The 26,219-nt window shown below is 46.0% G+C and carries 28 protein-coding genes; 13 read left to right on the forward strand and 15 right to left on the reverse strand.

Annotated elements, in window-relative coordinates; translation table 11 throughout:
* The 7 genes from GX419_07415 to GX419_07445 all read right to left on the reverse strand — a co-directional run.
* Positions 1–583 (reverse strand): ribokinase (locus GX419_07415; GenBank protein ID NLI24513.1); only part of this gene is annotated, 583 nt, incomplete at its 3' end.
* Positions 584–594: 11 nt separating this feature from the next.
* A complete protein-coding gene (locus GX419_07420; protein NLI24514.1) occupies positions 595–1,596 on the reverse strand; it encodes a multidrug DMT transporter permease in 1,002 nt (333 codons plus the stop codon).
* A 260-nt stretch (positions 1,597–1,856) separates the two neighbouring features.
* Positions 1,857–2,900, reverse strand: a complete 1,044-nt coding sequence (locus GX419_07425) for a LacI family transcriptional regulator (GenBank protein NLI24515.1) — start codon at positions 2,898–2,900, stop codon at positions 1,857–1,859.
* A gap of 109 nt (positions 2,901–3,009) precedes the next feature.
* Positions 3,010–3,483: an SRPBCC family protein gene (locus GX419_07430; protein ID NLI24516.1), complete on the reverse strand. Its 474-nt coding sequence runs from the start codon at positions 3,481–3,483 to the stop codon at positions 3,010–3,012.
* A gap of 284 nt (positions 3,484–3,767) precedes the next feature.
* The gene (locus GX419_07435; GenBank protein ID NLI24517.1) at positions 3,768–3,965 is read right to left on the reverse strand and encodes a cryptochrome/photolyase family protein; all 198 of its coding nucleotides are present in this window, start codon (positions 3,963–3,965) and stop codon (positions 3,768–3,770) included.
* Between the two features lie 34 nt (positions 3,966–3,999).
* Positions 4,000–4,401, reverse strand: coding sequence for a DoxX family membrane protein (locus tag GX419_07440; GenBank protein ID NLI24518.1), 402 nt, complete (start codon positions 4,399–4,401; stop codon positions 4,000–4,002).
* Positions 4,402–4,495: 94 nt separating this feature from the next.
* Positions 4,496–5,194 (reverse strand): SDR family oxidoreductase, encoded by a 699-nt coding sequence (locus GX419_07445; protein NLI24519.1) that lies wholly within the window; start codon positions 5,192–5,194, stop codon positions 4,496–4,498.
* 195 nt (positions 5,195–5,389) lie between these two features.
* Here GX419_07445 and GX419_07450 point away from each other — a divergent pair, with 195 nt between their 5' ends.
* From GX419_07450 to GX419_07460, 3 genes are read left to right on the forward strand one after another with little or no spacing between them, the layout of a single operon-like run.
* Positions 5,390–5,725: a PadR family transcriptional regulator gene (locus GX419_07450; GenBank protein NLI24520.1), complete on the forward strand. Its 336-nt coding sequence runs from the start codon at positions 5,390–5,392 to the stop codon at positions 5,723–5,725.
* Positions 5,718–6,221 (forward strand): hypothetical protein, encoded by a 504-nt coding sequence (locus GX419_07455; GenBank protein ID NLI24521.1) that lies wholly within the window; start codon positions 5,718–5,720, stop codon positions 6,219–6,221. The genes GX419_07450 and GX419_07455 overlap by 8 nt, the downstream gene beginning before the upstream one ends.
* A gap of 2 nt (positions 6,222–6,223) precedes the next feature.
* The gene (locus tag GX419_07460) at positions 6,224–6,700 is read left to right on the forward strand and encodes a hypothetical protein (GenBank protein NLI24522.1); all 477 of its coding nucleotides are present in this window, start codon (positions 6,224–6,226) and stop codon (positions 6,698–6,700) included.
* 171 nt (positions 6,701–6,871) lie between these two features.
* On the opposite strand, the gene GX419_07465 is transcribed toward GX419_07460, so the two are convergent.
* From GX419_07465 to GX419_07495, 7 genes are all read right to left on the reverse strand, one after another.
* Positions 6,872–7,528, reverse strand: coding sequence for a hypothetical protein (locus tag GX419_07465; GenBank protein NLI24523.1), 657 nt, complete (start codon positions 7,526–7,528; stop codon positions 6,872–6,874).
* 30 nt (positions 7,529–7,558) lie between these two features.
* On the reverse strand, positions 7,559–9,553 hold the full coding sequence (locus GX419_07470; GenBank protein NLI24524.1) for a hypothetical protein: 1,995 nt from the start codon (positions 9,551–9,553) through the stop codon (positions 7,559–7,561).
* A gap of 558 nt (positions 9,554–10,111) precedes the next feature.
* Positions 10,112–10,714 (reverse strand): TlpA family protein disulfide reductase, encoded by a 603-nt coding sequence (locus tag GX419_07475; GenBank protein ID NLI24525.1) that lies wholly within the window; start codon positions 10,712–10,714, stop codon positions 10,112–10,114.
* Positions 10,715–10,730: 16 nt separating this feature from the next.
* Complete coding sequence (gene murA / locus GX419_07480; protein NLI24526.1) at positions 10,731–12,041, reverse strand: UDP-N-acetylglucosamine 1-carboxyvinyltransferase; 1,311 nt, start codon at positions 12,039–12,041, stop codon at positions 10,731–10,733.
* Between the two features lie 15 nt (positions 12,042–12,056).
* Complete coding sequence (locus GX419_07485; protein NLI24527.1) at positions 12,057–12,665, reverse strand: DUF4290 domain-containing protein; 609 nt, start codon at positions 12,663–12,665, stop codon at positions 12,057–12,059.
* A gap of 108 nt (positions 12,666–12,773) precedes the next feature.
* Positions 12,774–15,107: a UvrD-helicase domain-containing protein gene (locus GX419_07490; protein NLI24528.1), complete on the reverse strand. Its 2,334-nt coding sequence runs from the start codon at positions 15,105–15,107 to the stop codon at positions 12,774–12,776.
* An 87-nt stretch (positions 15,108–15,194) separates the two neighbouring features.
* Positions 15,195–15,404, reverse strand: coding sequence for a hypothetical protein (locus GX419_07495; GenBank protein NLI24529.1), 210 nt, complete (start codon positions 15,402–15,404; stop codon positions 15,195–15,197).
* A 681-nt stretch (positions 15,405–16,085) separates the two neighbouring features.
* Here GX419_07495 and GX419_07500 point away from each other — a divergent pair.
* Positions 16,086–17,495, forward strand: a complete 1,410-nt coding sequence (locus tag GX419_07500; protein NLI24530.1) for a hypothetical protein — start codon at positions 16,086–16,088, stop codon at positions 17,493–17,495.
* 195 nt (positions 17,496–17,690) lie between these two features.
* On the opposite strand, the gene GX419_07505 is transcribed toward GX419_07500, so the two are convergent.
* Positions 17,691–19,847, reverse strand: a complete 2,157-nt coding sequence (locus tag GX419_07505) for an elongation factor G (protein NLI24531.1) — start codon at positions 19,845–19,847, stop codon at positions 17,691–17,693.
* 298 nt (positions 19,848–20,145) lie between these two features.
* On the opposite strand from GX419_07505, the gene GX419_07510 reads away from it, so the two are divergent.
* From GX419_07510 to rpsS, 9 genes are read left to right on the forward strand one after another with little or no spacing between them, the layout of a single operon-like run.
* Positions 20,146–20,526: a 30S ribosomal protein S12 gene (locus GX419_07510; protein NLI24532.1), complete on the forward strand. Its 381-nt coding sequence runs from the start codon at positions 20,146–20,148 to the stop codon at positions 20,524–20,526.
* Between the two features lie 27 nt (positions 20,527–20,553).
* Positions 20,554–21,030, forward strand: a complete 477-nt coding sequence (rpsG, locus tag GX419_07515; GenBank protein ID NLI24533.1) for a 30S ribosomal protein S7 — start codon at positions 20,554–20,556, stop codon at positions 21,028–21,030.
* A 26-nt stretch (positions 21,031–21,056) separates the two neighbouring features.
* Positions 21,057–23,168, forward strand: a complete 2,112-nt coding sequence (gene fusA / locus GX419_07520; GenBank protein NLI24534.1) for an elongation factor G — start codon at positions 21,057–21,059, stop codon at positions 23,166–23,168.
* A 13-nt stretch (positions 23,169–23,181) separates the two neighbouring features.
* A complete protein-coding gene (gene rpsJ, locus GX419_07525; GenBank protein NLI24535.1) occupies positions 23,182–23,487 on the forward strand; it encodes a 30S ribosomal protein S10 in 306 nt (101 codons plus the stop codon).
* Positions 23,488–23,509: 22 nt separating this feature from the next.
* Positions 23,510–24,139, forward strand: coding sequence for a 50S ribosomal protein L3 (gene rplC / locus GX419_07530; GenBank protein NLI24536.1), 630 nt, complete (start codon positions 23,510–23,512; stop codon positions 24,137–24,139).
* A 19-nt stretch (positions 24,140–24,158) separates the two neighbouring features.
* Complete coding sequence (gene rplD, locus GX419_07535) at positions 24,159–24,782, forward strand: 50S ribosomal protein L4 (protein ID NLI24537.1); 624 nt, start codon at positions 24,159–24,161, stop codon at positions 24,780–24,782.
* Between the two features lie 15 nt (positions 24,783–24,797).
* Positions 24,798–25,088 carry a 50S ribosomal protein L23 gene (gene rplW / locus GX419_07540; protein ID NLI24538.1) on the forward strand — a complete coding sequence of 97 codons (291 nt, stop codon included), beginning with the start codon at positions 24,798–24,800 and terminating at the stop codon, positions 25,086–25,088.
* 6 nt (positions 25,089–25,094) lie between these two features.
* Entirely contained in the window at positions 25,095–25,919 is an 825-nt protein-coding gene (gene rplB / locus GX419_07545; protein ID NLI24539.1) for a 50S ribosomal protein L2, read from the forward strand.
* Between the two features lie 8 nt (positions 25,920–25,927).
* Positions 25,928–26,203 (forward strand): 30S ribosomal protein S19, encoded by a 276-nt coding sequence (gene rpsS / locus GX419_07550; protein NLI24540.1) that lies wholly within the window; start codon positions 25,928–25,930, stop codon positions 26,201–26,203.
* Positions 26,204–26,219 lie beyond the last annotated feature (16 nt).

The raw sequence follows: 26,219 nt of genomic DNA on the forward strand, positions 1-26,219 counted from the left end.
GACCAGTTATCATGGCGGCTTCGTGCTCATTCGGAGTAAGATACTCAATCTTTGACAGCAGGTCGGAGGCAATCGGAAACGCCGGAGCAGGGTTCAGAATAACAGGAATCTTATGAACTGAGGCAATTTCAATGGCTGTGCGGATGGCCGGAACGGGAATTTCGTGCTGAAGCAAAACAATTTGTGCTTCGGCTATTACATGTTCAATGGCCTGAATGTCGTCCGGTGTAACCGCATGGTTTGCACCCGGTGCAACCGCTATGCTGTTTTCTCCGGTGGCGGCCACATTAATGAGTGCCACACCGGTAGGTTTATCGGGCGAAATTTTTACAAAGCTGACATCAATACCTTCCTTTTTCAGACAGGTAAGCGTGTCAGCTCCAAGGGAATCATTGCCCACACAACCGGCAAATATGACGTTTCCTCCGGCCCGTGCAGCCGCTACAGCCTGATTGGCCCCTTTGCCTCCCTGGACTTTGAAAAAATCACCTCCGAGAATGGTTTCTCCCGGCCTGGGAATGTGGGGTACCTTGATAATCATATCAACATTGGCACTGCCAATAACAAGAATGCGGGGTTTCATGAAACAAATTTTTAGTAAAGCCTTGCTGCAATAATCAGAGCCAGGCCGATAACATAAAAAAGAAACATGAGGCCGAGCAGTCCGGTAACTTTCTGAACTCCCTTAAATTCCTTCCAGATAATCACTCCCCAGAGCGCTGCAATAAGAGTAGCTCCCTGCCCGAGTCCATACGATATGGCAAATCCTGCTTTTCCGGAAGCGATGATATTCAGGGTAAAGCCGATGCTCCAGATGACACCTCCCAGAATACCTACCAGATGCAGGCCAAGTCCCTTTTCGGCAAAATAGTCGGCATAGGTTACTTTTTCCCCGCTCAAAGGTTTGTACATAAAAATGGTATTCCATACAAAATTGGAAACCAGAAGGCCAAGAGCAAAGATAACAGAGGCCGAATAAGGTGTAAGTTTGCCGGCTTCAGGCATGGAAAAGTCGGTAATCATGGAAGCGGCGACAAACCGGTAGAAGAATCCCATCAGCACCCCGGCTATGAGCGAAACAACGATACCTTTGATGGGAGTTTGTGTCTGGCCTTGCTGTTTTTTGCGATACGCAATGGCGTCAAGTACAATGGCGAGGGTAACGAGTGCAACACCGGCAAAAAGGAGCCAGGCATTTCCCACAGGTGTGGCAACATAGTTGGTAATCACGCCGATTACCAGCGCAAGACCAATTCCTACCGGAAAGGCAACTGCCATTCCGGCAATGTCAATGGCTGCAACCAGCAGAAGGTTGGCCAGATTGAACACAACGCCGCCGGTGAAGGCAAGAATAAGTGAATGTGCATCAGCCTGGGATAGGTCAGAAAGAAAGCTTCGTCCTTCAGTTCCTGAACTGCCCAGGGTAAAAGCAAACAACAGGGAGAGGAGAAGAACTCCCAGTGCATAGTCCCAGTAAAATAATGGAAAACTCCATTTACGGGTGGCCAGTTTCTGGGTGTTGGCCCATGACCCCCAGCACAGCATGGTGACAAAACACAGCAGTACTGCAACAGAATAGGAATGTATGGTGATCATCCGGTTGTAGGTTTAGGTTAGAACAAACGTTTGAGCAAAAATAAAAAAATTATTAATATCCAACAAATTCCTGTAAATTTTTTCCCGATTCAACCTTATGATTTTTCTCAGTTTTATGTTTTGAACTGTAACCGGCAAATATTGAAATTATTACCAAGAGCGCTGGAAGGAATTTAGAAGGAACCAAACCGGCAATAAAGCCACCCTATGTCCCGGATTTTTTTGACGAATCATCGCCTGAATCGGGATGCTTTTTCTAATTATTTTGAAGATGCGGAAGGGATGTTTATTTGTTTTACCGAATCCCTTTCAATGAGCCGTGCTTTTAGCCTGATGGCAACCGGCTTTGCCGGGCGGGGGTTCTGGATATACCGGAGAAGTACATTTACCGCGAGGCGTCCTATTTCACTTTTCTGCTGTTCGATGGTTGTCATGGGAGGTACCAGATAGGCAGAGAAAGGTTGTTCATCAAAGGATACCAGGGAAAAGTCGCGGGGTATCTGAAGCCCCATTTCGCGGGCAGCTTTGATCACTCCCAGGGAAATCAGATTACTGAGGGCGAAGACGGCATCGGGAGGTTTTTCAAAGCTGAAGAGAAGGCGGGTCTGAATATATCCGTTTTCTTCACTAAAACTGTCCCCCACAATCAGTTCCTGGTCGGCGGGTATATGGTTTCTTTTCAGGGCTTCAAGGTACCCGCTAACCCGGTCGCGGTTGGGCTGGCTGCCACGGAGGCCCTGGATACAGGCAATGCGCTTGTGTCCGTGCCGGATCAGATGGTCAACGGCGTCGAATGCACCCTGATAATTGTCGGTGGTAATATAGGGTACGGAAAGGTCAGGGAAGTAACGGTCGATGATCACAACCGGGAACCCCGATTGGTAAAGTTCTTCGATATGACGGCTGCGCAGACCAACCGGAGCAATGATCATTCCGTCCACCTTCCTGTTTTTCAGAATCCGCACCAGTTCTACTTCAGCCTCCTGGTTTTCTCCGCTGTCGCAAAGAATGATAAAATAACCCTTTGCCCTTGCTTCCTGCTCAATGGTCTTTGCAATATCAGCAAAGAAGGGATTGGCGATATCAGGTATAATCAACCCGATGGTTTCGGTCTTATCGAGCTTCAGTCCGCGCGCCAGGCTGTTGGGGGTATAGTTCATCTCCCGTGCTGCCTGCAAAACCCGCTCACAGGTTTCCTTACTGATTCTGAATTCTTCTGCCTTGCCGTTCAGAACGCGCGAAACGGTAGTTATTGATAATCCCAGCACCCTGGCCAGCTCACGGATATTAACAGAACCAGGCATAACTTTCATTGGCTTCAGCAAAACAAATGTAATGATTTATCCGAAAAAACAAACGATTGAGCTATGCGGAATTTTAATGTGTTAACCCAGCAAAAGCCGGTTGATGAGGTTATTGCAATTTGTATACACCAAATTTTTTTTCCAGAACATTTGCTCTATAATCAAAAATGCGTTGCAATTGTTTTTTTATGAACAGTGTGTTCGCTAAAGCTCCCAGTATTCCATTGGGCGGCTGATAGGTAACAATATCGGTCATTAGTACACCACCAGCAATGGGTTCAATTCTATGTTCGTGATGCCACATTGAGTAAGGTCCAATTCTTTGCTCATCAACGAAATATTCTTTTTCCCTGACGTGCGTTATCTCTGTTACCCAGTTTATTTTTAATCTTAGCAAAGGGCTTACCTTGTATGTAATAATCATGCCCGGATACATTTTTCCATTCCCCGTAGAGCTGGTTATCAGAAAACCCATATAGGGGGGTGTAATTTCCTTTAGGTTACCTGGCGATGAAATAAATTCCCATATCACATCGATGGAAACAGGTAATTTCTGGGATTTAAGTAGTTGATAAAAAGCCATTTCTTGTAAATTAAATTATCTAAAATTCAAAGCATTTAGAAAGTCTTCTGCTTTTTTGTTCCATATTTCTTTTTTATTGGAATCCATATTATCATAGGCATTAACTAAAAAAAATATTGAATGATTTGCAAAGTTTATTTATTCGTTGTTCGAGCCAGTAATCTGTTACATCACACATATATTTTTTCAATCTTTTCTTTTGCCAGGTAGGGTATCAGATTACTATCATCACCAAGAGGGTTGAACGAATCAATATAAATTACTTTATTACCATTTTCCAGCAACTACTTTTCATAGAATTTCATAGTTACTCGGTGAAAAGCGATTTTCTGTTGATGAAATTTACATTGTTTGAAAAATAGAAATTCTTCAATCAGCCAGATTGGTCTTTCTCTGGCAAGGCATGGATTTTGTTCGAATAGCTGATGAGGAAAAACAAGACTTATTGTTTTGTATTTATAACTATTCTTGATTTGATGCATAGGTAAGGGAAACGAGGAATGCAGGACTAATGGACTATTTGGATTTATAATACTGCCCTCCAAGAACCAAAGCAGCTGAAATAATCATTACGTTCTTAATTATATATTGGCCTTCAAGTGACGGCGTGAGAATATTTCCGTTCTGGAAGGTTACCTCAGGTAAAAAAACCAGAGGCATGAAAGTCCCGATCATTTGAAGGAAAAGCAATGCAATGGCTATTTTGGTTGTTCGCTGAAACAGGAAGGTGATTCCGATGGCCACTTCCCACCATCCTATGGCAACCAGCCAGAATTCCGGTGAACCGAAAGGAAGCCAGGCCACTGTAGCTTTGAGTAAGCTTTCGGCAGAAGAAACATCAAATGGTTTTAAGATTCCAAACCAGATAAAAATAATGGCAAACGAAATCCTGATGGCGGGTATGCTCCATTTGCTCATTGTTCTGGCAATCATTTGATCTGTTCTTGAGATAAGTTCTTTCATTTTCATTTTACATAGTTTATAAACAGCAATTGATTAAAAAATGAGACAGCTAAACTCTCAATGCAGAGAATCCACCGTCTGCGTGTATTACCTGTCCGGTTATCCACCCAGCTTCTTCCGAAAGGAGAAACGTGGCTAAACTAGCAATATCATCAGGTTTCCCAATCCTTTTCAGAGGGTGTCTTTGTGCGCTTGCATCACGTTTTTGTTCCGTATTCAGAAAAGGGTTTGCCAAAGGGGTATCCGTTATTGAAGGGGCGATACAATTTACCCGGATTTTCGGAGCATATTCCGCGGCCAGTGCTTTTGTCAACCCTTCAATAGCTCCTTTGGAGGCTGAAACCATAGTATGAAAGGGCAATCCGGTTTGAACAGCCACCGTTGAAAACAGAACAATCGAAGCATGCTCACTCTTTTTCATTTTTGGCAAAACGGCCTGAAGTATTTTTACCGCTCCAATAACTTGTAACTGAAAATCATCAATGAAATCAGTTGGTTTAATTCTCTCAAATGACCGGAGATTAATGCTTCCAGGGCTGTAAACCAATCCGCTTATGGCTTCCGGAAGAAAATCAAGTGAAAAGCCCTCATCGAGAACATTGAGGCGAAAGTATTTCAAAGACGGATGTTCAGAATGAATCTCATTCTTATTAAAGCTTCCAAACACCTGGTGTCCAGCTTCAGCCAATTGCAATGCAATAGCTTGGCCGATTCCCGAGGATGCACCAATGATCAGGTAGTTAGCCATAGTTATGTCGTTAATAATTTAACACTAATAACAAATTGAATTTGTTTTTGTTAATGCCGGATTGAATTTTTGCCTGCGTTCTCAAGGCTCAGCCTTTCACCAGGAGGAGATTTCGGAAAATACCAGCCTGAGCGAAATGAATTTCTTATCAACCAAAATTCTTGCTTAAACCATTAATATTTTTTTAAAAAGTATATATGTAATTCAAATATATATTTAAAAACCATAGTCCTGAAGATTCTCAAGGAAGAAGGACCAATGCACGGATATGCGCTTAGCCGGCGGGTTGAGGAACTTACAGAGGGTAAAATCCGGCTTTCCTACGGAGCGTTGTATCCGGTTCTTCATAAACTGGAAAGGGGAAACATATTGACTAAAAGATCAGAGAATTACAACAACCGGGTGCGGATTTACTATAGCCTCACTCCCCGGGGGGAATCTCTGGTTTCGGAAAAGATCAATGAGATGAAGGAATTTCTCGAATCTCTTCGGAGAATTGTAGAATTAAAGAGCGGCCTGAACTATGTATGAGCTCTCTCCGCAGGATGTCAATCAGATCAGCCATGATATCAGCAGGCTGGAAATCAATTTTTCTCCCCTTGCTGATGATCTCATTGATCATGTTTGCTGTAATGTGGAATATGAAATGATGAAGGGGTTTGATTTTTCTGAAGCGTATGAAAAGGTGAAGAGGAAAATGGGTTCTTTGCGAAGATTAAGGAAAATTCAGGAAGCATCATTGTATGCAGTTGACTCAAAATACAGAAAGATGAAAAACATGATGAAGATTTCAGGCATAGCCGGCACAATCATACTGGCTTTGGCCTCCTTGTTTAAGATCATGCACTGGCCCGGTGCCGGACGGGCTATCCTCATATCCCTGCCTTTTCCGTATATGGTATATTCACCTGTTTATCTTTCGATTACAAGAAAGGATCCCAGTCATTCCATTTGTCATATTATCATACCATTGCCGTACTTTTTCTGCTTGTTTTCATCTCAGCTTTCCCGGCATGGCTTTCTTTGAATGTGGCTAAGAACAAAATAGAAGATAGTCTTTCTCTGGCAGCAAATAGCAGTCATGTAGCCAATGCTGTACCTTCTCCTTCGAAAGCTGGCGACACATATCAGGTTATCCGGAAAATAGATTATTTGCTGGACCTGGCAGCCCGGTATAGACAGCTGGATCTGCAATACTTTGGAATAAATTCTGAAGAATGGAACCACAATCCGCAGATTCTGCTTAATTCATCCAAATGGTCAAAATGGCCCAGGCCGAAAGTAAGCAAAGTATTGTTTCAGCGGGAAGAAGAAATCAAAACAAAGTTCCTTTGGGAATTGCAGGATCTGATCATGTATCTTGAAAATCTTCCGGAGCATAGCAATCCGGCCCTTTCATTGCCTGAAATGCTGGGTGTAGAAAAACTGCCATCCGGTTGTTCAGATGGAAGTCGGATATTGAAGGAAGCAGCAATTTGGGGAGCAGTAATTTCCCCTGGTTTCTGATTTATCTGAACCAGGCGGAAGCAAATCTGAAACTGAGCAGATTGACATTATAACCCATTGCAGATTCTTTGATCACATTGGAAAAGTAATAGACATTTCTTCCTGCGAAAGGATGTTCTTTATGAAATGTGAGGGTAATCACTTCGTCCTGCAAAACAGGATGATATTTCCTCAGAATCGTATTCCGGCCCTTAATCCGGAACTGCTAAATAGGGAGAAGTTGACGAAGGAGGAGGGAGGTGTGGTTACGGATGTGCCGGAATTGTTTCTTTCCTGTTCCAGGTAACGTGTGTAGGAAAAGCCAGGTGAAAATTCGAATCCGAGATAGAAATTATCGGTTACGTAATAGTCGCAACCAGCCAGGCCTGATAAACCAAGCTCAAAATAGGCAGGATAATTCCCGTTAGTCCAGATGTTATGGGTGGTTATGTGTGTTGTGCCCGCAATGTATTTTCCTCCGGAGGTTCTCCAGCCGAGTGTCAAAGCGGTACCAAGATACGGGGAAAACCTGCCGCTGCCTAAGTGTTTTTCCACCCCCGGGCTGAGGCTGAATTCGAAGGCAGTATTTTTTTCAATGTTTTCGTTGCTATTGAACGGATGGGATGTTCCGGAATTGAAGTTCATGCCGAGTCCCATACGAAACGCAAGATCCTCCTGCAGGAAAAAGCGGGCTTTCAGATAGGGCATTTGAAAAAGCGAGCCGGCTGAAGCGTCGAATAAAGCGGCGGGATTCAAGGTTATTTCAAAGGCATTTTTCCCTTTTTCCTGTCCGTTCGAAAGCATTGTGATTCCTGGAAAGAGCATCCATACAAAAAGCCATCTTTTCATAGCATTTTGAATTAGTTTGAATAAATGAGATCAATACCCTTTTTTGGTGAAAAGCACAACCATGGTTTCTTCGGGATGAATTTTCACCCTGTACTTGTTCACTCTGCCATTTCCACTAGCAAAAATCATACCAGGAAGATATTCCCGGTTCCATACGATAAGCGGAATTTCCCGGGTTTTTGTGGATTTATTTACGATGATGCTGAGATACTTTTCGCCGCACTTCGCTGTTTTCATCAGTATGTTTTTTTGCGGGGAAGCAAACCTCACCGGGAAGGACGTTATGTTTTCCTTAACTTCCATTTGAAGCCAGGCAATCAGTGGTCCATAATCTTCCTGGATGCGGCTTCCGAGGCCGAGCAAAGAGGGGATCCACACTACTTCTCCCTGACCGAACCGGTTTCTGATACCGGCAGGTTCATTCCGGAAAGTGCAAATGACCTGGCCGGTACCGGGAGCGATGATTCCGCGCCAGAGGTGAGCCGGGAGGGTGTTATTTCCTATCCTTATTTCGAACAGGTTCTCAGTGAATTTAAATTCGCTGATGTTTCCTCCGAAAAGCCGTTCAAACGGGAACCCTGTTTTCATGGTATTATGGAGGTTTTCGTCGAAATAAGCCGTCAGCCCTTCAACGATGAGTTTACCTCCGTGGCTTACAAAATGTTCCAGAAGGGTTGCATAGCGTGAAGGGATGGCGATCTGATGGGCCAGAATGATGACGGTTCCGGCATAGTTGTTCCGGGAAAAATCAAATTCTTCAAATGCGTTTATGCTGGCATTGATTCCAAGTTCACTTAGCGCTTCAAAGTAACCAAGGATGGATTTCATCACCCCACCCGGGTTGCGTGCCTCGTAGTTTTGTGCCGAGCCGCCAGCCATTTTCTTTTCAGCCCAGAGGGACTCGCGGACGTATAAAAGGTGAATACCTGATTCAGTCTCCTGCAGACCGGTAAAAAGGTCGGGCCGTGATTGCAGGGTTTCAGCAACCTTTGCAATGGCCTGCATACGGTCGGATGGCCGGTTTTGAAAGTTCAGCAGGGCCCATTCTCCTGCTTCTATGCCGGAACTTCGCGGATTCAGAGACCAGAAAATTCCTCCCCTGGCTTCCGAGGCCAGAAGAATCCAGAGCCACTGGGTGATTTCTTCGGGTGAGGGACACATGGGGGCAAAACCGCTATACGTATTATTCCCTCCCTGGAGTTCAGTCATAAACCATGGCAGGTGACCTGCTCCGGAACGGATGATTTCGCTGTTGGCCGACATGGCAAGGGCATACTGCTGCCTGGTAAAGTACCCGAAATGCCATGAAGCATGGGCTGAACCTCCCAGATGAGAAAGGAAATTTCTCCACGAAGGGAAGTCGTATTCGGCACAGTTCTGAAAAATTGCATGATTGTTCACATGCAACTCATGTACTGTGTCGTATTTTTGTATTTCATCGGCAATCCATTGCAGGTACCAGGTGTTGAGATCGCGAAGGAAGGCCTGATCGGTCAGGTCAAGCAGTATCGGGTATCCTTTTTCGGTAAATTCTCTGAGCGGATGATTCTGCAACCATTCTTTATAGCGTTTGCGGGTAAATTCGTTTTTCGGTATTTCACCACCTGTTCCGGGTTCATTGATCAGCACCCAGCCTCTTAAAGCGGGAAACCGGCTGTAATGGGTAACCAGTTTTTCAATGTAAGCTGCAACCGACCGAAGGTGCTCTTCATCGCGGGGAAATTTGAATCCTCCGATGTCAGTTTTTTCCGTTGCCGGAAACAGGGTGGCAAAGACCTGAATGCCGCAACGTTCTGCTGCATGGAAAGCCTCATCAAACAAAGAGAAATCCCATACCGAATCACCTTTGTGCATGTACGATTCGAACATGCGGATACGGCATACCGTCATGTGGTTGTCTTTTATAGCCCGGAACCAGGAATCAATTTCACCGGGAGTCTGACCGGGTTCAATAAATACCTGCGCCCCTAAAAAAGGGAGTTGTCTTTCAGTATTCTGTGCAGATAACGACCTGGAGAGGATCATACCAACACCGATTAATAAACAGGTAATAAGGACAGGTTTCTGCATAGGAAAAATTATACAGCGAATTTAACAAAAGAAGATGATTGCGCATAATTCAGACTTATTCATATGGGGCCGAAGAAATGAGGTAAACCAGATGAATTGATTCCTAAAGAAATGCACCTGAGTAAAAAATCGCCTGAAGTGCGATTAAACACATAGGAAACACATAGGACACATAGAAGCACATAGGACGCATAGAAATCACATAGGACACATAGGAAACACATAGGAGACATAGGGTGTGCCGTTGCCTCTATGTGTTCTATGTTAACCTATGTACCTATGTGTTAAAAAAGAGGGTAGCTGAGTAAAACACATAGTACACATAGAAACACATAGAGCACATAGGACGCATAGGAAGCACATAGGACACATAGGGTGTGCCGTTGCCTCTATGTGTTCTATGTCAATCTATGTGTCTATGTGTTAAAAACCCGAAGATCAATAACAGTACGCAATGCTTTTTTGACAGTGGTTTTTTTCAGGCAGTCGTTAAAAATGATGCGTAGTTCAGGATTATTTAAGCAGAGAGAGGAGGGTTTGCCGCAGCAATTCTCCGCGCAGACCCCTGGCTACAATAATTCCGTTTCCGTCGAGGAGGAAGTTCATGGGAATGCCATCGACCTGATAAAGAGCGGCAGCCTCAGAATTCCAGAATTTGAGGTCACTTACATGGTAAGGCCAGTTCAGGTTATCTTCTTTTATGCCCCTGAGCCAGGCATCACGCGAGCGGTCGAGGGATACGCTGTACACAGTAAAACCCTGTCCTTTGGTAAAGGATTTGTCTTTGAATTCGTTATACACTTTCACCAGATTTGGGTTTTCTGCTCGGCAGGGCGGGCACCACGAAGCCCAGAAATCAATTAGCACCATTTTTCCGCGGAGGGAAGAAAGGGCAATTTCTTTTCCGTCAGGAGATGGAAGCACTATTTCCGGAGCTTGATTACCGGGTTCAAGTCCGATTACTACTCCGGCCGGAGAAGAACTTCCGGACTGTTTGTTACCCGATGATCGGTTACATGATATTATAAGAGCAGAAAAGGCAAGGATAAGGGCTATCTGTTTCATAGGGTAGTTTTTGTTTAAAAGATTAGACGAATGCATCTGTTGCAACCTCATTGTATTGGATAACAATTCAGGGCTCAATTCGTTCAATATGTGCTCCCAGTTGGTTGAGGCGCTCGTCGATTTTTTCGTATCCGCGGTCAATCTGTTCAATGTTGTGGATAATGCTTTTTCCCTGAGCCGACAGGGCAGCAATCAGCAGGGCGACGCCGGCACGGATGTCGGGTGAGGTCATAGTGGTTCCCCGAAGCTGGAAGCGGCGGTTCAGTCCGATGACGGTAGCTCTGTGCGGATCGCAGAGGATAATCTGGGCGCCCATGTCGATCAGTTTGTCGACAAAGAAAAGGCGGCTTTCGAACATTTTCTGGTGGATGAGCACACTGCCCTTGGCCTGGGTTGCAATTACCAGCATCACACTCAGGAGGTCGGGGGTAAATCCTGGCCAGGGTGCATCGGAAATGGTAAGAATGGAGCCGTCGATGAATGTGTCGATTTCATATTCTTTCTGGGCAGGGATATAGATATCATCGTCCCTTTTTTCGAACCGGATGCCCATGCGGCTGAACCACCAGGGAATAATACCAAGGTTTTGCCAGGAAACGTTTCTAATTGTAATCTCTGATTGGGTCATGGCGGCCAGACCGATAAAGCTTCCGGTTTCGATCATGTCGGGCAGAAGGCGGTGTTCACATCCATGAAGTGATTCCACTCCTTCGATGGTGAGAAGATTGGAGCCTATTCCCGATATGCGAGCCCCCATGCGGTTAAGCATATGGCAAAGCTGTTGCACATAAGGTTCGCAGGCAGCATTGTAGATGGTGGTGGTTCCCTTTGCCAGCACGGCCGTCATAATAATGTTGGCCGTTCCGGTAACCGAAGCTTCATCCAGGAGAATGTACCCTCCATGGAGGTTTTTTGCCTCAATGGTATAGGTATGCTGGTCGGGATGATAAGTAAAGTGGGCACCCAGCTGCTGGAGGCCGAGGAAGTGTGTATCGAGCCGCCGACGTCCGATTTTATCTCCGCCCGGCTGTGGGATGCTTCCGAAGCCAAAACGGGCCAGGAGAGGGCCAATGACCATCACTGATCCCCTCAGACTTGATCCGAGTTTTTTGAATTCTTCGCTTCGCAAAGCTTCGGGATGGATGTTTTTTGCCTGGAACGAGTAAACCCCATGGCTGACATGATTTACCTCAACTCCCAGTATGCGAAGGAGATCAATCAGTATGAGCACATCTCGTATTTCGGGAATGTTGGATATGGTTACTTTGTCGGGCGTGAGAAGTGTTGCACTGATTACCTGCAGGGCTTCGTTTTTGGCACCCTGTGGTACGATCTCACCCCGGAGGCTATGGCCTCCTTCTATGACAAAGGTACTCATGCGCGGGCAAGGTAATTACCGTGGTTTATTCCGTTGATTATTCCGTTTCTTGTTCCTGATTTTTGGGGCGAGAAGCTCCCGTGTTTCTGATAGGTGCATGTCGGGCGGAAACTGAATGTCCTGTCCGATCATTTCCTTCAGGTCGTTGAAAATAACTTCATCACTTACCTGTTCCCTGTTCCATGTAAGATAAAGCTTTTTCATGTGGTTGGCCAGATTGCGCAACATTTCCATGCGCCGCTGTTCATCTTCCACCTTCATGATTTCTTTGGCCAGCATTTCAACAACCTTTCCGTAGTGCCGGAAACGGATTTCACCCGAAGGGTAAGGAATGCGGTTGGGTTTTTCTTCCAGCACCTCCTTTTTGGGCATTTCGTAAGGACTGTCGATATCCAGCTTATAGTCGGCCATAATCATGAGGTGGTCCCAGAGTTTATGCCGGAAGTCGCTCTGGTCGCGCAGGTGGGGGTTAAGGTTTCCCATAACGGCAATGACCGTCTGGGCCGCCTTGTTGCGCAGTTCCCTGTCTTCGATAGTAAGCAGGTGATCGACCATGATCTGCACATTCCGGCCGTACTCTGGCAAAACAAGCTTCTTGCGCGTGGTATTGTAATCCTTGAACATACGAAGGGATTTTGTTGGCAAAACTACTATTTTTTAATTGATTCAGTATGTTGGGTGTATGAAAATTGCCGGCAATGAAAAAACAAACAGGCAGGTGCGATGGTAAAATCAGTTCTCTGCATCAAGCAGTCGAAGTTTGGCAAATTTGAGGAGCAACTGCCGGGTTCCGGCTTCATCGAACTGCACAGATGCTTTAAGGTCGGGATATTCTCCTTCAAGGGAAAGAATGGTTCCGGGCCCGAACCGGTCGTGGTGCACACGGGCTCCCGATTTGAGTTTTTCAACGGGAATGGTCTGGAATTCGCTGGAGGTAACCGATGCAGTGGTTTCTCCCTTCCGCACTTTTTTCCAGTTGGGTGGAGGTATTGATCTTACGGGCAGGTCGGCCCGGGGTTCGCTGAGGCCTGAAGGGCCATCAGGTTCACGGAAAAGGGTATTCCCGGCATAGGGTCTTCTTCCATTCCTTTTTTCTTCGCCTTCGGAATAGGTTTTTTCGATATACCGGGGGTCTATTTCCCGTATAAAACGGCTCGGAGTGCAGTCAACCGGCTGACCCCAGCGGAAACGGGACTGCGCCCATGAAAGGAAGGCCCGCGTTTTTGCTCTGGTAAGGGCAACATAAAAAAGCCGGCGTTCTTCTTCCAGGTCAGAAGGATTTTCCATCGAAAGATAGGAGGGAAAAAGTTTCTCTTCCAGTCCGGTGATATAGATATAGGAAAACTCAAGTCCTTTGGCCGAATGAACGGTCATAAGGGTCACTTTGTCGTGGTCAGTTTCTTTTTCCGTATCCTGATCGGTAAGGAGGGAAACATTTTCCAGAAAACGGGTGAGAGTAGGAACTTCTTCTTCTGCCGATTCTTCCTGAAATGAGCTGATGCTGTTCAGCAATTCCTGAATATTTTCAAAGCGGGTTACCCCCTCGGGTGATTGGTCGTTGTGAAGCTCTTTCAGCAAACCGCTTTTTTCGGCAATATCCATGGCCAGGTCCCATGCAGAAGCAGAGGCCAGTTTATCCATAAACGTACGGATAAGGGAAACAAACCCCCTGATTTTATTCTGGATGCCGCTCCCAATGTTTGTTGCCGTGAGGGTTTCGTCTGAAATAACTGACCAGATGCTGGTCCCCCTTTCCGCGGCGGCTGCCTGAAGTTTTTCCATTGTTGTGTCTCCGATTCCTCTGGCCGGAACATTGATGATCCGCAGGAGGGCTTCATCGTCGTTCGGATTCACCACCAGTCTGAAATAGGCCAGAAGATCCTTGATTTCCTTGCGCTGGTAAAAACTCAGGCCGCCATAAATTTTATAGGGTATATTCAATTTGCGGAGCGATTCTTCCAGTATGCGCGACTGGGCATTGGTACGGTAAAGAATGGCAAAATCTTTCCATGCTGCCTGACGGGAAAAGCGGATCTGGTGGATATCGGCTGCAATCATCATGGCTTCTTCCGCATCGGATGAAGCACGGGCAACCTGAATTTTCTCTCCGGCTTCCAGAGCGCTCCATACCTTTTTACGCAACTGGCCCTGATTGTTTTCAATGAGGCTGTTGGCGGCATTAACGATAGTCTGTGTGGAGCGGTAGTTCTGTTCCAGCTTGAACAAGCGGTATTCAGGATAGTCGTTTTTGAAGTTCAGGATATTTTCTATCCGTGCGCCTCTGAAGCCATAAATGCTTTGTGCATCATCACCTACCACAAAAACGTTGCGGTGTTTCTGTACGAGCTTGCTTACAATGAGGTATTGGGAAAAATTGGTATCCTGGTATTCGTCAACGAGCACATGAAGGAATCGTTCCTGGTATTTTTTCAGAACATCAGGGAAATCGCGGAACAGGATGTTGGTATAGAGCAACAGGTCGTCAAAATCCATGGCATTGGCCTTACGGCATCGGCTGGCATAGCGGGCATAGATTTCGGCCACCATGGGTTTTCTGGCCGCTGTATCCTGTCGGATAATTTCCTGATTACGGGCATAAGCCTGCGGGGTGATCAGGTTGTTCTTGGCCGAGGATATGCGGCCATAAATTTCTCCCGGCGGGTAAACCTTGTCGTCGAGCTGAAGTTCCTTAATGATTGTTTTTACCAGATTTTTTGCATCCTGTGTGTCGTAGATGGTAAAGCTTGAAGTGAAGCCCAGAACGCTTCCCTCTATCCGGAGAATACGGGCAAAAACAGAATGAAAAGTGCCCATCCACAGGTGCCGGCATTCTTTTTCTCCGACCAGAGAGGCGATGCGTTCCTTCATCTCTCTGGCGGCTTTGTTGGTAAATGTGAGGGCAAGGATTTGCCCTGATGTTACTCCCTGAGAGAGCAGCCAGGCAATGCGATAAGTAAGCACGCGGGTTTTTCCGGAGCCGGCACCGGCAATAACAAGGCACGGTCCTCCCGGAGCCGTAACAGCTTCGCGCTGTGCATCATTCAGAGCATTTAAGAGACTCGTCACGGAAAATAATTGAACAGGCAAAGGTAGTTAAGCGGGAAGGAATATAATTAGGATGTTGAAATCTTTTCGGACAGACTTTTCTTTGCATTATTCATTGAGCTCTAAAACCAGTGAAGTGGTATTAAAATCAGCATCATTGAAAAAATCAAAATCTAGAGACCGGCGATGTGCGATCTGCAATGCGAGTGCGGTGCCTCCGGCAAGGTAAAAATTCCGGATAAATTCCTGCTCTGCCAGCATTTTTAGCAAGGAAAGCTGATTTTCCGTAAGCACATCGGTATATAGGTCAGATTTCATAAATATTAGGCTTTCGATAGTTTATAATAGCCTGGATGTCCATTCAAGTCTCTTGTTTCCCTGGATGTTTGTCAGTCGCTTGCTATACGGCGAAGAACAGATGGTCGGGTTACATAGTAAGTTTCAATTTCCAAAAGTTTCTGGTTTTGGCGTTTAAGTTTCTGCTACTTATTAACAGTTTCTTAAGGAAATCTTGGTCAGCCCAGGACAAGAACCACTGAACACTGGCCAGATCGCCATAATTCAGGATTCTTTCGGCAATAAATCTGGAATGCTTTCTCAGAGAGAGTTTATGAAAATCAACATCCCAAAAATATTCCTGCAATTCGTCCGGGAGTTTAATCATATCGTTCCGGTCAGACAACATTCGTGTAACCTGATTACTAACCATGCAAATATAGTAATTAAAATTGCAGTGATGAATAATGAATTTAATGAAAACCTTGCTCCTTGTTCCAAATACGGATTTTAAGTTCAGCTTCCAATGGCATGACCATTAAACCATTATGCCCTGTGTTTTTGAATTTTTCCCTTTTTTGCTGTACTTCTGATTTGCCATAGGTTATGCAGAGAAACCTTTACAATTTTTTATGAGGGATGGAATTATATACTGAATCTGAAAACATTTCGTTTATTTTGCAGAAACGGTAAAAGAAAGTTACTGACTTGAATCCATTTGGTTTGCAGAAATTAAAGTCTGGCAAGATATCCGGCTTCCTTGCATTGGTGTTCTTATTGCTTGCGGAAGTTACGCTTGATGCGCAGATACTGGCACCCCAGGCTTCCTATACTGGTACTACGCAATACTCGGTGTTCCCTTATCAGGATCCGATTTATGTGTTTTATTCACCTCAGGGGGGTACTTATCCACAGTTGAAGCTAAGTGCCCAGTGTCCGGGAGGAGGGAATGACTGCAACTTTATCTGGTATAAATACCGTTTTGCAACAGGACAGTTTGATAGTGTGGTGAAAACGGAAAACAATGTTAATCAGTCTGAAATAACAGCCGTTGCGGGTGGAGGGTACAGGCTGGTAAGGCAGCATGCCCCCGATCCGGATACGGTATGCAGGGCATGGGTATTTGTTCATGACATTGTGGCCGATGCGCTGGAAACTAATGAAGGGAAGGTGCCTGACACCAAATTTACCTGCGACTACGTGGAGCTCAACGGTACAGTGCGGACGGATACACTGGTTTATGCAGATCCTCAGTCGGGAGCCCTGCTGAAATACACACTTAAGCCAACTATTTACTGGAGTTCGGTCAATGAGGAAGAGACGGTTGAAAATGCATTTTCCGGCACATACGTCCGGAACTATAATCCCCCTCCCTTTGATACGCGGTATATACTGAAAGTTACCGATGCCAGCGGCATTCTGAGAAGCGATACGGTGTTATATAAAAGCATTCAGACGCGGGCTGATTTTTCCTTCCTGGTGAAAGATGCCCAGGACAGCGAGTTCCGGCAGGCCAGCCAGGACGGGGAATCGGCTCCTCTGGCGGTGCAGTTCATTAATAAATCGGTGAACGGCAAAAGCTTTACCTGGAAATTTCTGGATACCGTCTTTCGTGGGCAGACCAGGCCATTGCCTCTGGTTACTTCGGATACGGCCATTAAACCGGAGTTCACCTACTATATTCCTCACCGGTACACGGTTCGTCTTATATCGGTAAGTGAAGCTGGTTGTGTGGATTCTACTGTCAATAGTGAACCGCTGGTTATCAAGCCATCTCTACTGGAGGTGCCCAATTTTTTTACGCCCGATATTCCGGGAGGAAATTCGCGTTTCATTATTTTGCGTGACCGCCAGAAGAATCAGGAGAGTTTTGCCTCCATCCGGTCATTTCATATAACCATTTACAGCAGGTGGGGAGCTAAAGTGTACGAATATGAAGGGGACATCAATGACTGGGATGGGTGGGACGGAACCGTCAGAGGATCAGGGCGGCCTGCGGCTGAAGGGTATTACTATTACGTTATCGAAGCAAAGGGATACGATGATGTCCGCTATCAGGGCGTTAAAAAGACAGATGACGGAGGGAAAATCTATTACACCGGCTTTTTGTACCTCTTTCGGCAAGCTTTTTGATTGCTGATTACGAATTTTCCATGCCAACAAACTTTTGCATAGTCTGTTGTTTTTTTGCATAAGCTTCCGGTCAAACCCTGCTGAAATAAAGTGAAAGTACCATTTGTGAGGTATGTCGTTGAAAAAAAAGTTTTAAGACATCCCGATGAAAAAAAACCTTCAGATTTTCTGAAGGTTTTTTTGGGTGAAGTATGGTTACTCTTCTTTCTCTTCTGCTTCGTAGGCTTTCAGGAGTTGTTCCTGGATTTCGGCCGGTACAGGAGCATATTCCGAGAATCGCATGGTGTACATGGCTCTGCCACCGGTAAGACTGGAAAGGGCAGTTGAATATTTGTTCATTTCAGCCAGGGGAACCTTAGCGGTTATTTTTTCAAATCCTCTTTCACTTCCCATGCCCAGCACCATGCCACGCCGGCCCTGCAGATCGCTGATCACATCACCCATACGATCGGAAGGCACATAAATTTCGACAAGATAGATAGGTTCGAGAATTTTGGGGCCTGCGTTTTTGAAGGCAATTTTAAAGGCATTTCTTCCGGCAAGCTTGAAGGATATTTCATTGGAGTCAACCGGGTGCATTTTCCCGTCGTATACACAGATTCTGATGTCGCGGGCATAGGAACCGGTCAGAGGGCCTTCTTCCATTTTTTCCATAATTCCTTTCAGAATAGCCGGCATAAAGCGGGCATCAATGCTTCCTCCGACTATGCAGTTATGGAATACCAGTTTACCGCCCCAGGGAAGGTCATGTTCTTCTGTATCCCGCACGCTTACTTTGAATTCCTTGCCGTTGATTTTATAAACCGATGGAACGGGAGCGCCTTCTACATAGGGTTCAATAATCATATGCACTTCACCAAACTGACCGGCGCCGCCCGATTGTTTTTTGTGGCGGTAGTCGGCCTGTGCAGCCTTGGTAATTGTTTCCCGGTAGGGAATACGGGGCGGCAGAAACTCGGTAGGTATCTTAAATTCGTTATCGAGGTGCCACTTTAATATATTAAGGTGGTGTTCACCCTGTCCGTAGACGATGATTTGTTTCAGTTCCTTGGAGTATTCAATCAGGATCGTCGGGTCGTCGTTATGCATACGGTTAAGCGCTTCTCCCAGTTTTTCTTCATCACCTTCGTTGAGGGGACGAATGGCGGTACGGTATTTGGGTTCAGGGAATTTGATAGCAGGGAAAGTGAATGAAACGGAAGGAGCGGTAAGAGTGTGGTTATTGCGGGTGTTTTTCAGTTTCACGGTAGCGCCGAGGTCTCCGGCCACGAGTTCCGGCACCTTAGTGCGGTTTTTCCCAAGTACCCAGAAAATCTGCGAAAGTCTTTCTTTGCTCTGGTTATTGTTGTTTACATAGTCAGAGCCTTCGGTGATTTTTCCGGACATCACCTTAAAATAAAGGATTTCACCGATATGGGTTTCGATATTGCTTTTGAAAATAAAGAGAGAAGCGGGAGCACTGGCATCACAGGGGACTTCCTTCCCTTCGCTGTTTTTTGGTGCGGGCATTTCGGAAGGAGAAGGAGCTGCTTTGGCGATAAACTGAAGCAGACGGCCCACACCCATGTTCTTTTTGGCGGCAGTGCAAAAGAGCGGGAAAATGCCACGGGCTATAATTCCCTTTCGTATGCCGCTCATCAGTTCTTCTTCCGTAAGAGTTCCCTTTTCGAAAAAGATTTCCATGAGTGCTTCATCATTTTCTGCGGCCCGCTCAATCAGTTCGTTGTGCAGTTCTTCTGCTTTTCCTTTCAGTTCGGCAGGAATGTCGGTTATTTCAGGCTGTCCTCCTTCGGCAGGATATTTGAGTACCTTCATCAGCATCAGATCAACAATGCTGTTAAATCCGGGCCCTTCCTGAACAGGGAACTGGAAAAGAGTTACATGGCTGCCGAAACGTTCTTTGGCCATTTCAATCGTTTTCTCGAAATTGGATTTGTCATGATCGACATGGTTAACTACCAGCATCATTGGTTTCTTGAGGTCTTCGAGGTGGCGCGCCTGAATTTCTGTCCCCACTTCGACACCATTCTGGGCATTAAGAAGCATTACCCCAAGGTCGGCCACATGAAGCGATGAAACCACATTCCCGATAAAATCGTCGGCTCCGGGTGTGTCGAGAATATTGATTTTGGTATCCGCAATCTCGGTGTACATCAGGGATGAGAAAACAGATGACCCCGTTTCATGTTCAATGGGTTCAAAGTCAGAAACGGTATTCTTCTGTTCAACACTGCCTCTGCGGTCTATCATTTTTCCTTCAAACAGCATGGCTTCTGACAGAATGGTTTTGCCGGAACCAGCATTACCAAGAAGGACAATATTCTTAATCTGAGATGTCTGATAGGTTTTCATTGAAATGGATCTGTTTAATTATTGTTGTTTTAAATAATATCCTGTTTCATTTCCAGAGACAGCCACAGGGAAGTGCAATCCGGTTAACATATAATATAAGGTGATACCCTTCCCTGTCCATCCTCATGGGTTGGCAAAAGTAGCAAAAATTTAATAAGGTACAAGAGCGGGCTGAGAATGGCTTCAGGCAAAGGTTTTGTTCTGCAACATAAAAAGAAAAAACCGAGGGATGATATTGTTTTTTAAAAAAAAAGAATACCTTTGCAAGCCCAAATTTGTAAGAAAAACATATTTGTTTATGCCAACAATACAGCAATTAGTGAGAAAAGGCAGAGCAAAGCTGGAAGAAAAGAGCAAGGCTCCGGCCATGAAGTCCTGTCCGCAACGCAGGGGTGTGTGTACACGTGTTTATACTACTACGCCCAAAAAACCGAATTCGGCTATGCGGAAGGTGGCCCGTGTGCGTCTGACGGATGGAATGGAAGTAACTGCCTATATTCCCGGGGAAGGACATAACCTTCAGGAACACTCGATCGTCCTTATCAGAGGAGGCCGTGTGAAAGATCTTCCCGGTGTGCGTTATCACATCATCCGTGGAACGCTCGATGCTTCCGGTGTTGAAGGACGCGGAAAACGCCGCTCGGTTTACGGAACCAAGAAACCTAAGGCTAAAAAATAATATCAAAATATAACCGGTTAAAAGCACATGAGAAAAGCAAAACCAAAAAAACGGATTTTGTTGCCCGACCCGAAGTACAACGACGTGTTGGTTACAAGATTTGTCAATAACCTGATGATGCGGGGAAAAAAGAGTGTGGCTTTCAAAATTTTTTATGATGCCATTGATGAGGTAGGAGAAAAGATGAAGGATACGGGGAAAACCCCTCTGGAAATCTGGAAGAAAGCCCTTGAAAACATTACCCCGCAGGTAGAAGTTAAGAGCCGCAGGGTAGGTGGAGCTACCTTTCAGGTACCGGTTGAAGTGCGCCCCGACCGGAAAATTTCCCTCAGCATAAAGAACATGATTGAGTTTGCCCGCAAAAGAGGTGGCAAATCCATGAAGGAAAAGCTGGCGGCCGAAATCATCGCGGCATACAATGAAGAAGGTGGTGCTTTCAAACGGAAAGAAGACATGCACAAAATGGCCGAAGCCAATAAAGCTTTTGCTCACTTCAGATTTTAATACAGAAGGGTTGCGGAGAAGATTCAATGAAAGAAGAGCTTAAATATACCAGGAACATCGGGATTATGGCCCATATCGACGCCGGTAAAACGACGACGACCGAAAGGATTTTGTATTATACCGGCGTCAATTACAAAATGGGCGAGGTGCATGACGGGAATGCCACGATGGACTGGATGGTGCAGGAACAGGAGAGAGGAATTACCATTACGGCTGCAGCAACCACCTGTTACTGGAAGTACAGGGATCAGAACTATAAGATCAATATTATCGATACACCGGGTCACGTTGATTTTACCGTTGAGGTAGAACGTTCCCTGCGTGTTCTTGACGGAGCCATTGCCGTTTTCTGTGCCGTGGGAGGTGTAGAACCCCAGAGCGAAACCGTATGGCGGCAGGCCGATAAATACCATGTGCCACGCATTGCCTTTATAAACAAGATGGACCGGCCGGGTGCCGATTTCTTTGGCGTGGTGCAGCAAATGAAGACAAAACTCCATGCCAATGCAGTACCCGTCCAGATTCCCATAGGATCGGAAGATTCTTTTACCGGACTGGTCGATCTGATTGAACGGAAGGCAATTGTTTGGTTCGATGACGAAAAGATCGGAACCCGCTACGAAAAATTTGACGTGCCGGAAGATATGGTCGAACTGACCGAAGAATGGCGCGAAAAGCTGATTGAAAGCCTGGCCGAAGTTGACGATCACCTTCTGGAAAGGTACCTCGAAGACCATGCTTCCATTACGGAAGAAGAAATACTGTCAGCTGTCCGTAAAGCAGTAATCAGCCGGAAAATTGTGCCGGTGATGTGCGGTGCTGCTTTTAAGAATAAAGGAATACAACGTCTGCTGGATGGCATAGTTGCCTTTTTGCCCAGTCCTCTCGATATTGGATCTGTGCAGGGTGTGCATCCCGATACAGGGGAAGAAATCCGGAGAGAACCTGATGAAAAGGCCCCGCTTACAGCTCTTGCGTTCAAAATCGCAACCGATCCTTATGTGGGCCGGCTTGTGTATGTCAGGGTCTATTCAGGACGCATCGATTCAGGCACCCAGGTGTTTAATCCCCGTACCGGACGAAAAGAGCGCATTTCCCGCATTTACCAGATGCATGCCAACAAACAGAATCCGCGCGACTTCATCGAAGCCGGAGATATTTGCGGGGTGGTAGGCCTTAAAGACATCAAAACGGGAGATACCCTTTGCGAAAGTTCCCATCCCATCATTCTTGAATCGATGGAATTCCCCGAGCCGGTAATTGGTGTTGCCATTGAACCCAAAACACAGGGCGACATGGACAAACTGGCTATCGCCCTGAGCAAGCTCACCGAAGAAGACCCGACCTTCCGTGTTACCTATGACGAAGATTCAGGGCAGACCATCATCAGTGGTATGGGAGAACTGCACCTCGATATTCTTCTTGACAGATTGCGCCGCGAGTTTGGTGTGGAATGCAACCAGGGATCTCCTCAGGTTGCCTATAAAGAAGCCATCACCGCAACGGTTGAACACAGGGAGGTGTTCAAGAAACAAACCGGGGGCAGGGGCAAATTCGCTGATATTTATGTACGCATATCTCCTCCCGATCCGGGTGAAAAAGGATTGCAGTTTATCGACAGCGTTAGGGGAGGAAATGTTCCGAAAGAATATATTCCGGCGGTTAAGAAAGGCTTTGAGGAAGCGATGCGCAACGGTCCGCTGGCCGGCTATCCGCTTGAAGGGCTTAAGGTGGAACTGCTCGATGGTTCGTACCATCCGGTTGATTCAGACAGCCTGTCCTTTGAGATTGCAGCCCGTCAGGCTTTCCGCAAGGCAGCAGCGGAAGCCAAACCTGTTCTGCTCGAACCGATTATGTCGCTTGAAGTTGTAACTCCGGAAGAATATATGGGAGATATTATTGGCGACCTTAACCGCAGACGTGGCCAGGTTGAAGGTATGGAAACCCGGGCCGGTGCCCGTGTTATCAAGGCAAAAGTGCCTCTGGCAGAACAATTCGGTTATGTTACCGTTCTGCGGACCCTCTCCTCAGGACGCGCCGCCTCTACCATGGAATTTCACAGTTACGCCCCGGTCCCGGCTGAACTGTCGAAAGAAATTCTGGAAAATTATCACGGAAAGAAACTTGCATTTGCATAAAATACATTGATCAATGAGTCAGAAGATTCGCATTAAACTGAAATCATACGATCATAATCTGGTTGATAAGTCAGCCGAGAAGATCGTAAAAACAGTAAAATCTACGGGAGCTGTGGTAAGCGGACCTATTCCGCTTCCTACACAAAGGAAGATTTTTACGGTAAACCGTTCTCCCTTTGTCAATAAAAAGTCAAGGGAACAGTTTCAGCTTCCTTCCTTTAAGAGATTGCTTGATATTTACAGCTCCACTCCAAAGACAATTGATGCCCTCATGAAGCTGGAACTGCCCAGCGGAGTGGAAGTGGAAATTAAAGTGTGACACGAAATAATACCATAATACTATGCCAGGAATTATAGGGAAAAAATTGGGGATGACCTCGGTATTTACGGATGATGGAAAGCAGGTACCCTGCACCATTATTCAGGCAGGTCCCTGTGTAATTACCCAGATAAAGACCGTCGAAAGGGATGGTTATAAGGCATTGCAGCTGGCTTTTGATGATGCCAAGGAAAAGAATACTCCCAAAGCCATGGTGGGCCATTTTAAAAAGGCCGGAACCACACCGAAGCGCAAGGTATTGGAGCTTAAAGGGTTCGTTCTTCCATGGAAAGTCGGTGATGTTATAACCGTCGACTATTTTAAGAATGACAACTTTGTTGATATTGCTGCCATTTCGAAAGGCAAAGGTTTTCAGGGAGTAGTAAAAAGGCATCATTTTAAAGGAGTAGGCGAAGTTACCCACGGACAGCACGACCGGCTCAGAGCTCCGGGCTCCGTTGGAGCTTCTTCATTCCCGTCCCGTGTACTTAAAGGTCTTCGTATGGCAGGCCGAACCGGAGGCAAGCGGGTGAAGGTTCTGAACCTTGAGATCGTCAAAATCCTTTCCGAGCAGAACATTATGCTCGTAAAAGGCGCAGTGCCCGGCTCAAAAGGATCGTATGTAACAATATACAGCCCCGAAAGGGAATAATTAATTACGTTGGGGAATTATGGAACTGAATGTACTTTCAATTACAGGCAAGGAAACAGGGCGAAAAGTGGTTCTCGATGATGCCATTTTTGCCATTGCTCCAAATGACCATGCCATTTATCTGGATGTAAAACAATATCTTGCTGCGAACAGGCAGGGTACGCATAAAGCCAAGGAACGGAATGAAGTGAGCGGCAGTACCCGTAAAATCAAGCGGCAGAAAGGAACCGGCGGCGCCCGCGCAGGTGGTTTGCGTAACCCGCTTTTCCGCCACGGGGGTCGTATCTTCGGTCCTGTTCCCCGTGACTATGACTTCAAGCTGAACAAAAAGGTGAAAAAACTCGCCCGCAAATCAGCTCTTGCCTACAAAGCAAAAGAAAATGCCATCCTTGTGGTGGAAGATTTTCAGCTGGAAGTTCCTAAAACAAAGGAATTCCTTAAGATCCAGGAAAACCTGAATCTGGGCAATAAAAAATCGCTTCTGGTGCTCAACGAACCGAACAAAAATATATATTTGTCGTCTCGAAATTTGCCCGGGAGCAAGGTTGTAACAGTCTCAGAATTAAATACATACGATATAATGAATGCTTCAGCTTTGCTCTTTGTTGAGAGTTCGCTGGGCAAACTTCAGGAAATCCTATAATAAAAAGTAAAGGCAATGGATATCCTTATTCGTCCGATAGTGACAGAAAAAATGACCCACCAGGGAGAAACCATGCAGAGGTATGGTTTCATCGTTGACAAAAGAGCCAACAAACTGCAGATAAAGAAAGCAGTGGAGGCTTTGTACAACGTAACGGTGCAGGAAGTGAATACGATGCGGTATCGTGGAAAGAACAAAACACGGTACACGAAATCAGGAGTAATTGAGGGGCGTACGAGTTCGTTCAAGAAAGCGATCATTACCCTCAAGGAAGGAGAAACGATTGATTTTTACAGCAATATCTGATAAACGATGGCAATAAAGAAGTTTAAGCCGGTTACTCCGGGTCAGCGATTGAAGCTGATTGTATCGACCGAAGGTCTCTCCAAGGTAGAGCCGGAAAAGTCGTTGCTTGAGCCGTACAGGAAAAGTGGCGGGCGCAACAATTCGGGGAAAATGACCATGCGCTATATCGGCGGCGGGCATAAGAAAATGTACCGGATTGTCGATTTCAAGCGCGATAAGGATAACATGGCCGGAAAGGTTGCAACCATTGAATATGATCCCAACCGGACAGGCTATATTGCCAAGCTGGTTTATGAAGACGGCGAAAAACGGTATATTCTTGCACCCGAAGGGTTGCAGGTGGGACAGACACTTCTATCCGGTCCGGGAGTACCTCCGGAAATTGGAAATTGCCTTACCCTGGCAGAAATTCCCCTCGGAACCATTGTGCACAATATTGAAATGAGGCCCGGACAGGGAGGAGTGATTGCACGAAGTGCCGGTTCTTATGCCCAGTTGCTTTCGCGTGAAGGGAAATACGCAACGCTGAAAATGCCTTCGGGTGAAACCCGTATGGTTCTTGCTGCCTGCAGGGCTACGGTGGGTGCCGTATCAAATTCAGATCACGGCATTGAAAAATCGGGTAAGGCAGGCCGCACACGCTGGCTGGGTCGGCGTCCGAGAACCCGTGGTGTTGCCATGAACCCGGTTGACCATCCCATGGGTGGTGGTGAAGGACGTGCTTCCGGAGGCCATCCGAGGTCACGGAAGGGTATCAAGGCCAAAGGCTACAAGACCCGTAAGAAAAAGAATCCGACCAGCAAATACATTATTGAACGCAGAAAAAAATAATCTAGCATATGAGCAGATCCCTTAAAAAAGGTCCGTTTATTGACGTTAAACTCGAGAGAAAAGTTCTGAAAATGAACGAGTCGGGCAAGAAATCGGTCATCAAGACCTGGGCCCGGGCATCAGTTATTTCTCCCGATTTTGTGGGACATACTATTGCCGTACACAATGGCAACAAGTTCATTCCGGTGTACATTACCGAGAACATGGTAGGCCACCGGCTTGGAGAATTTGCTCCCACACGGACGTTCAGGGGGCACAGTGGAAGTAAGGCTAAAAATGCTTAATTCAATTTAAGATCGT

Source organism: Bacteroidales bacterium, assembly GCA_012517825.1.
GTDB lineage: Bacteria > Bacteroidota > Bacteroidia > Bacteroidales > JAAYUG01 > JAAYUG01.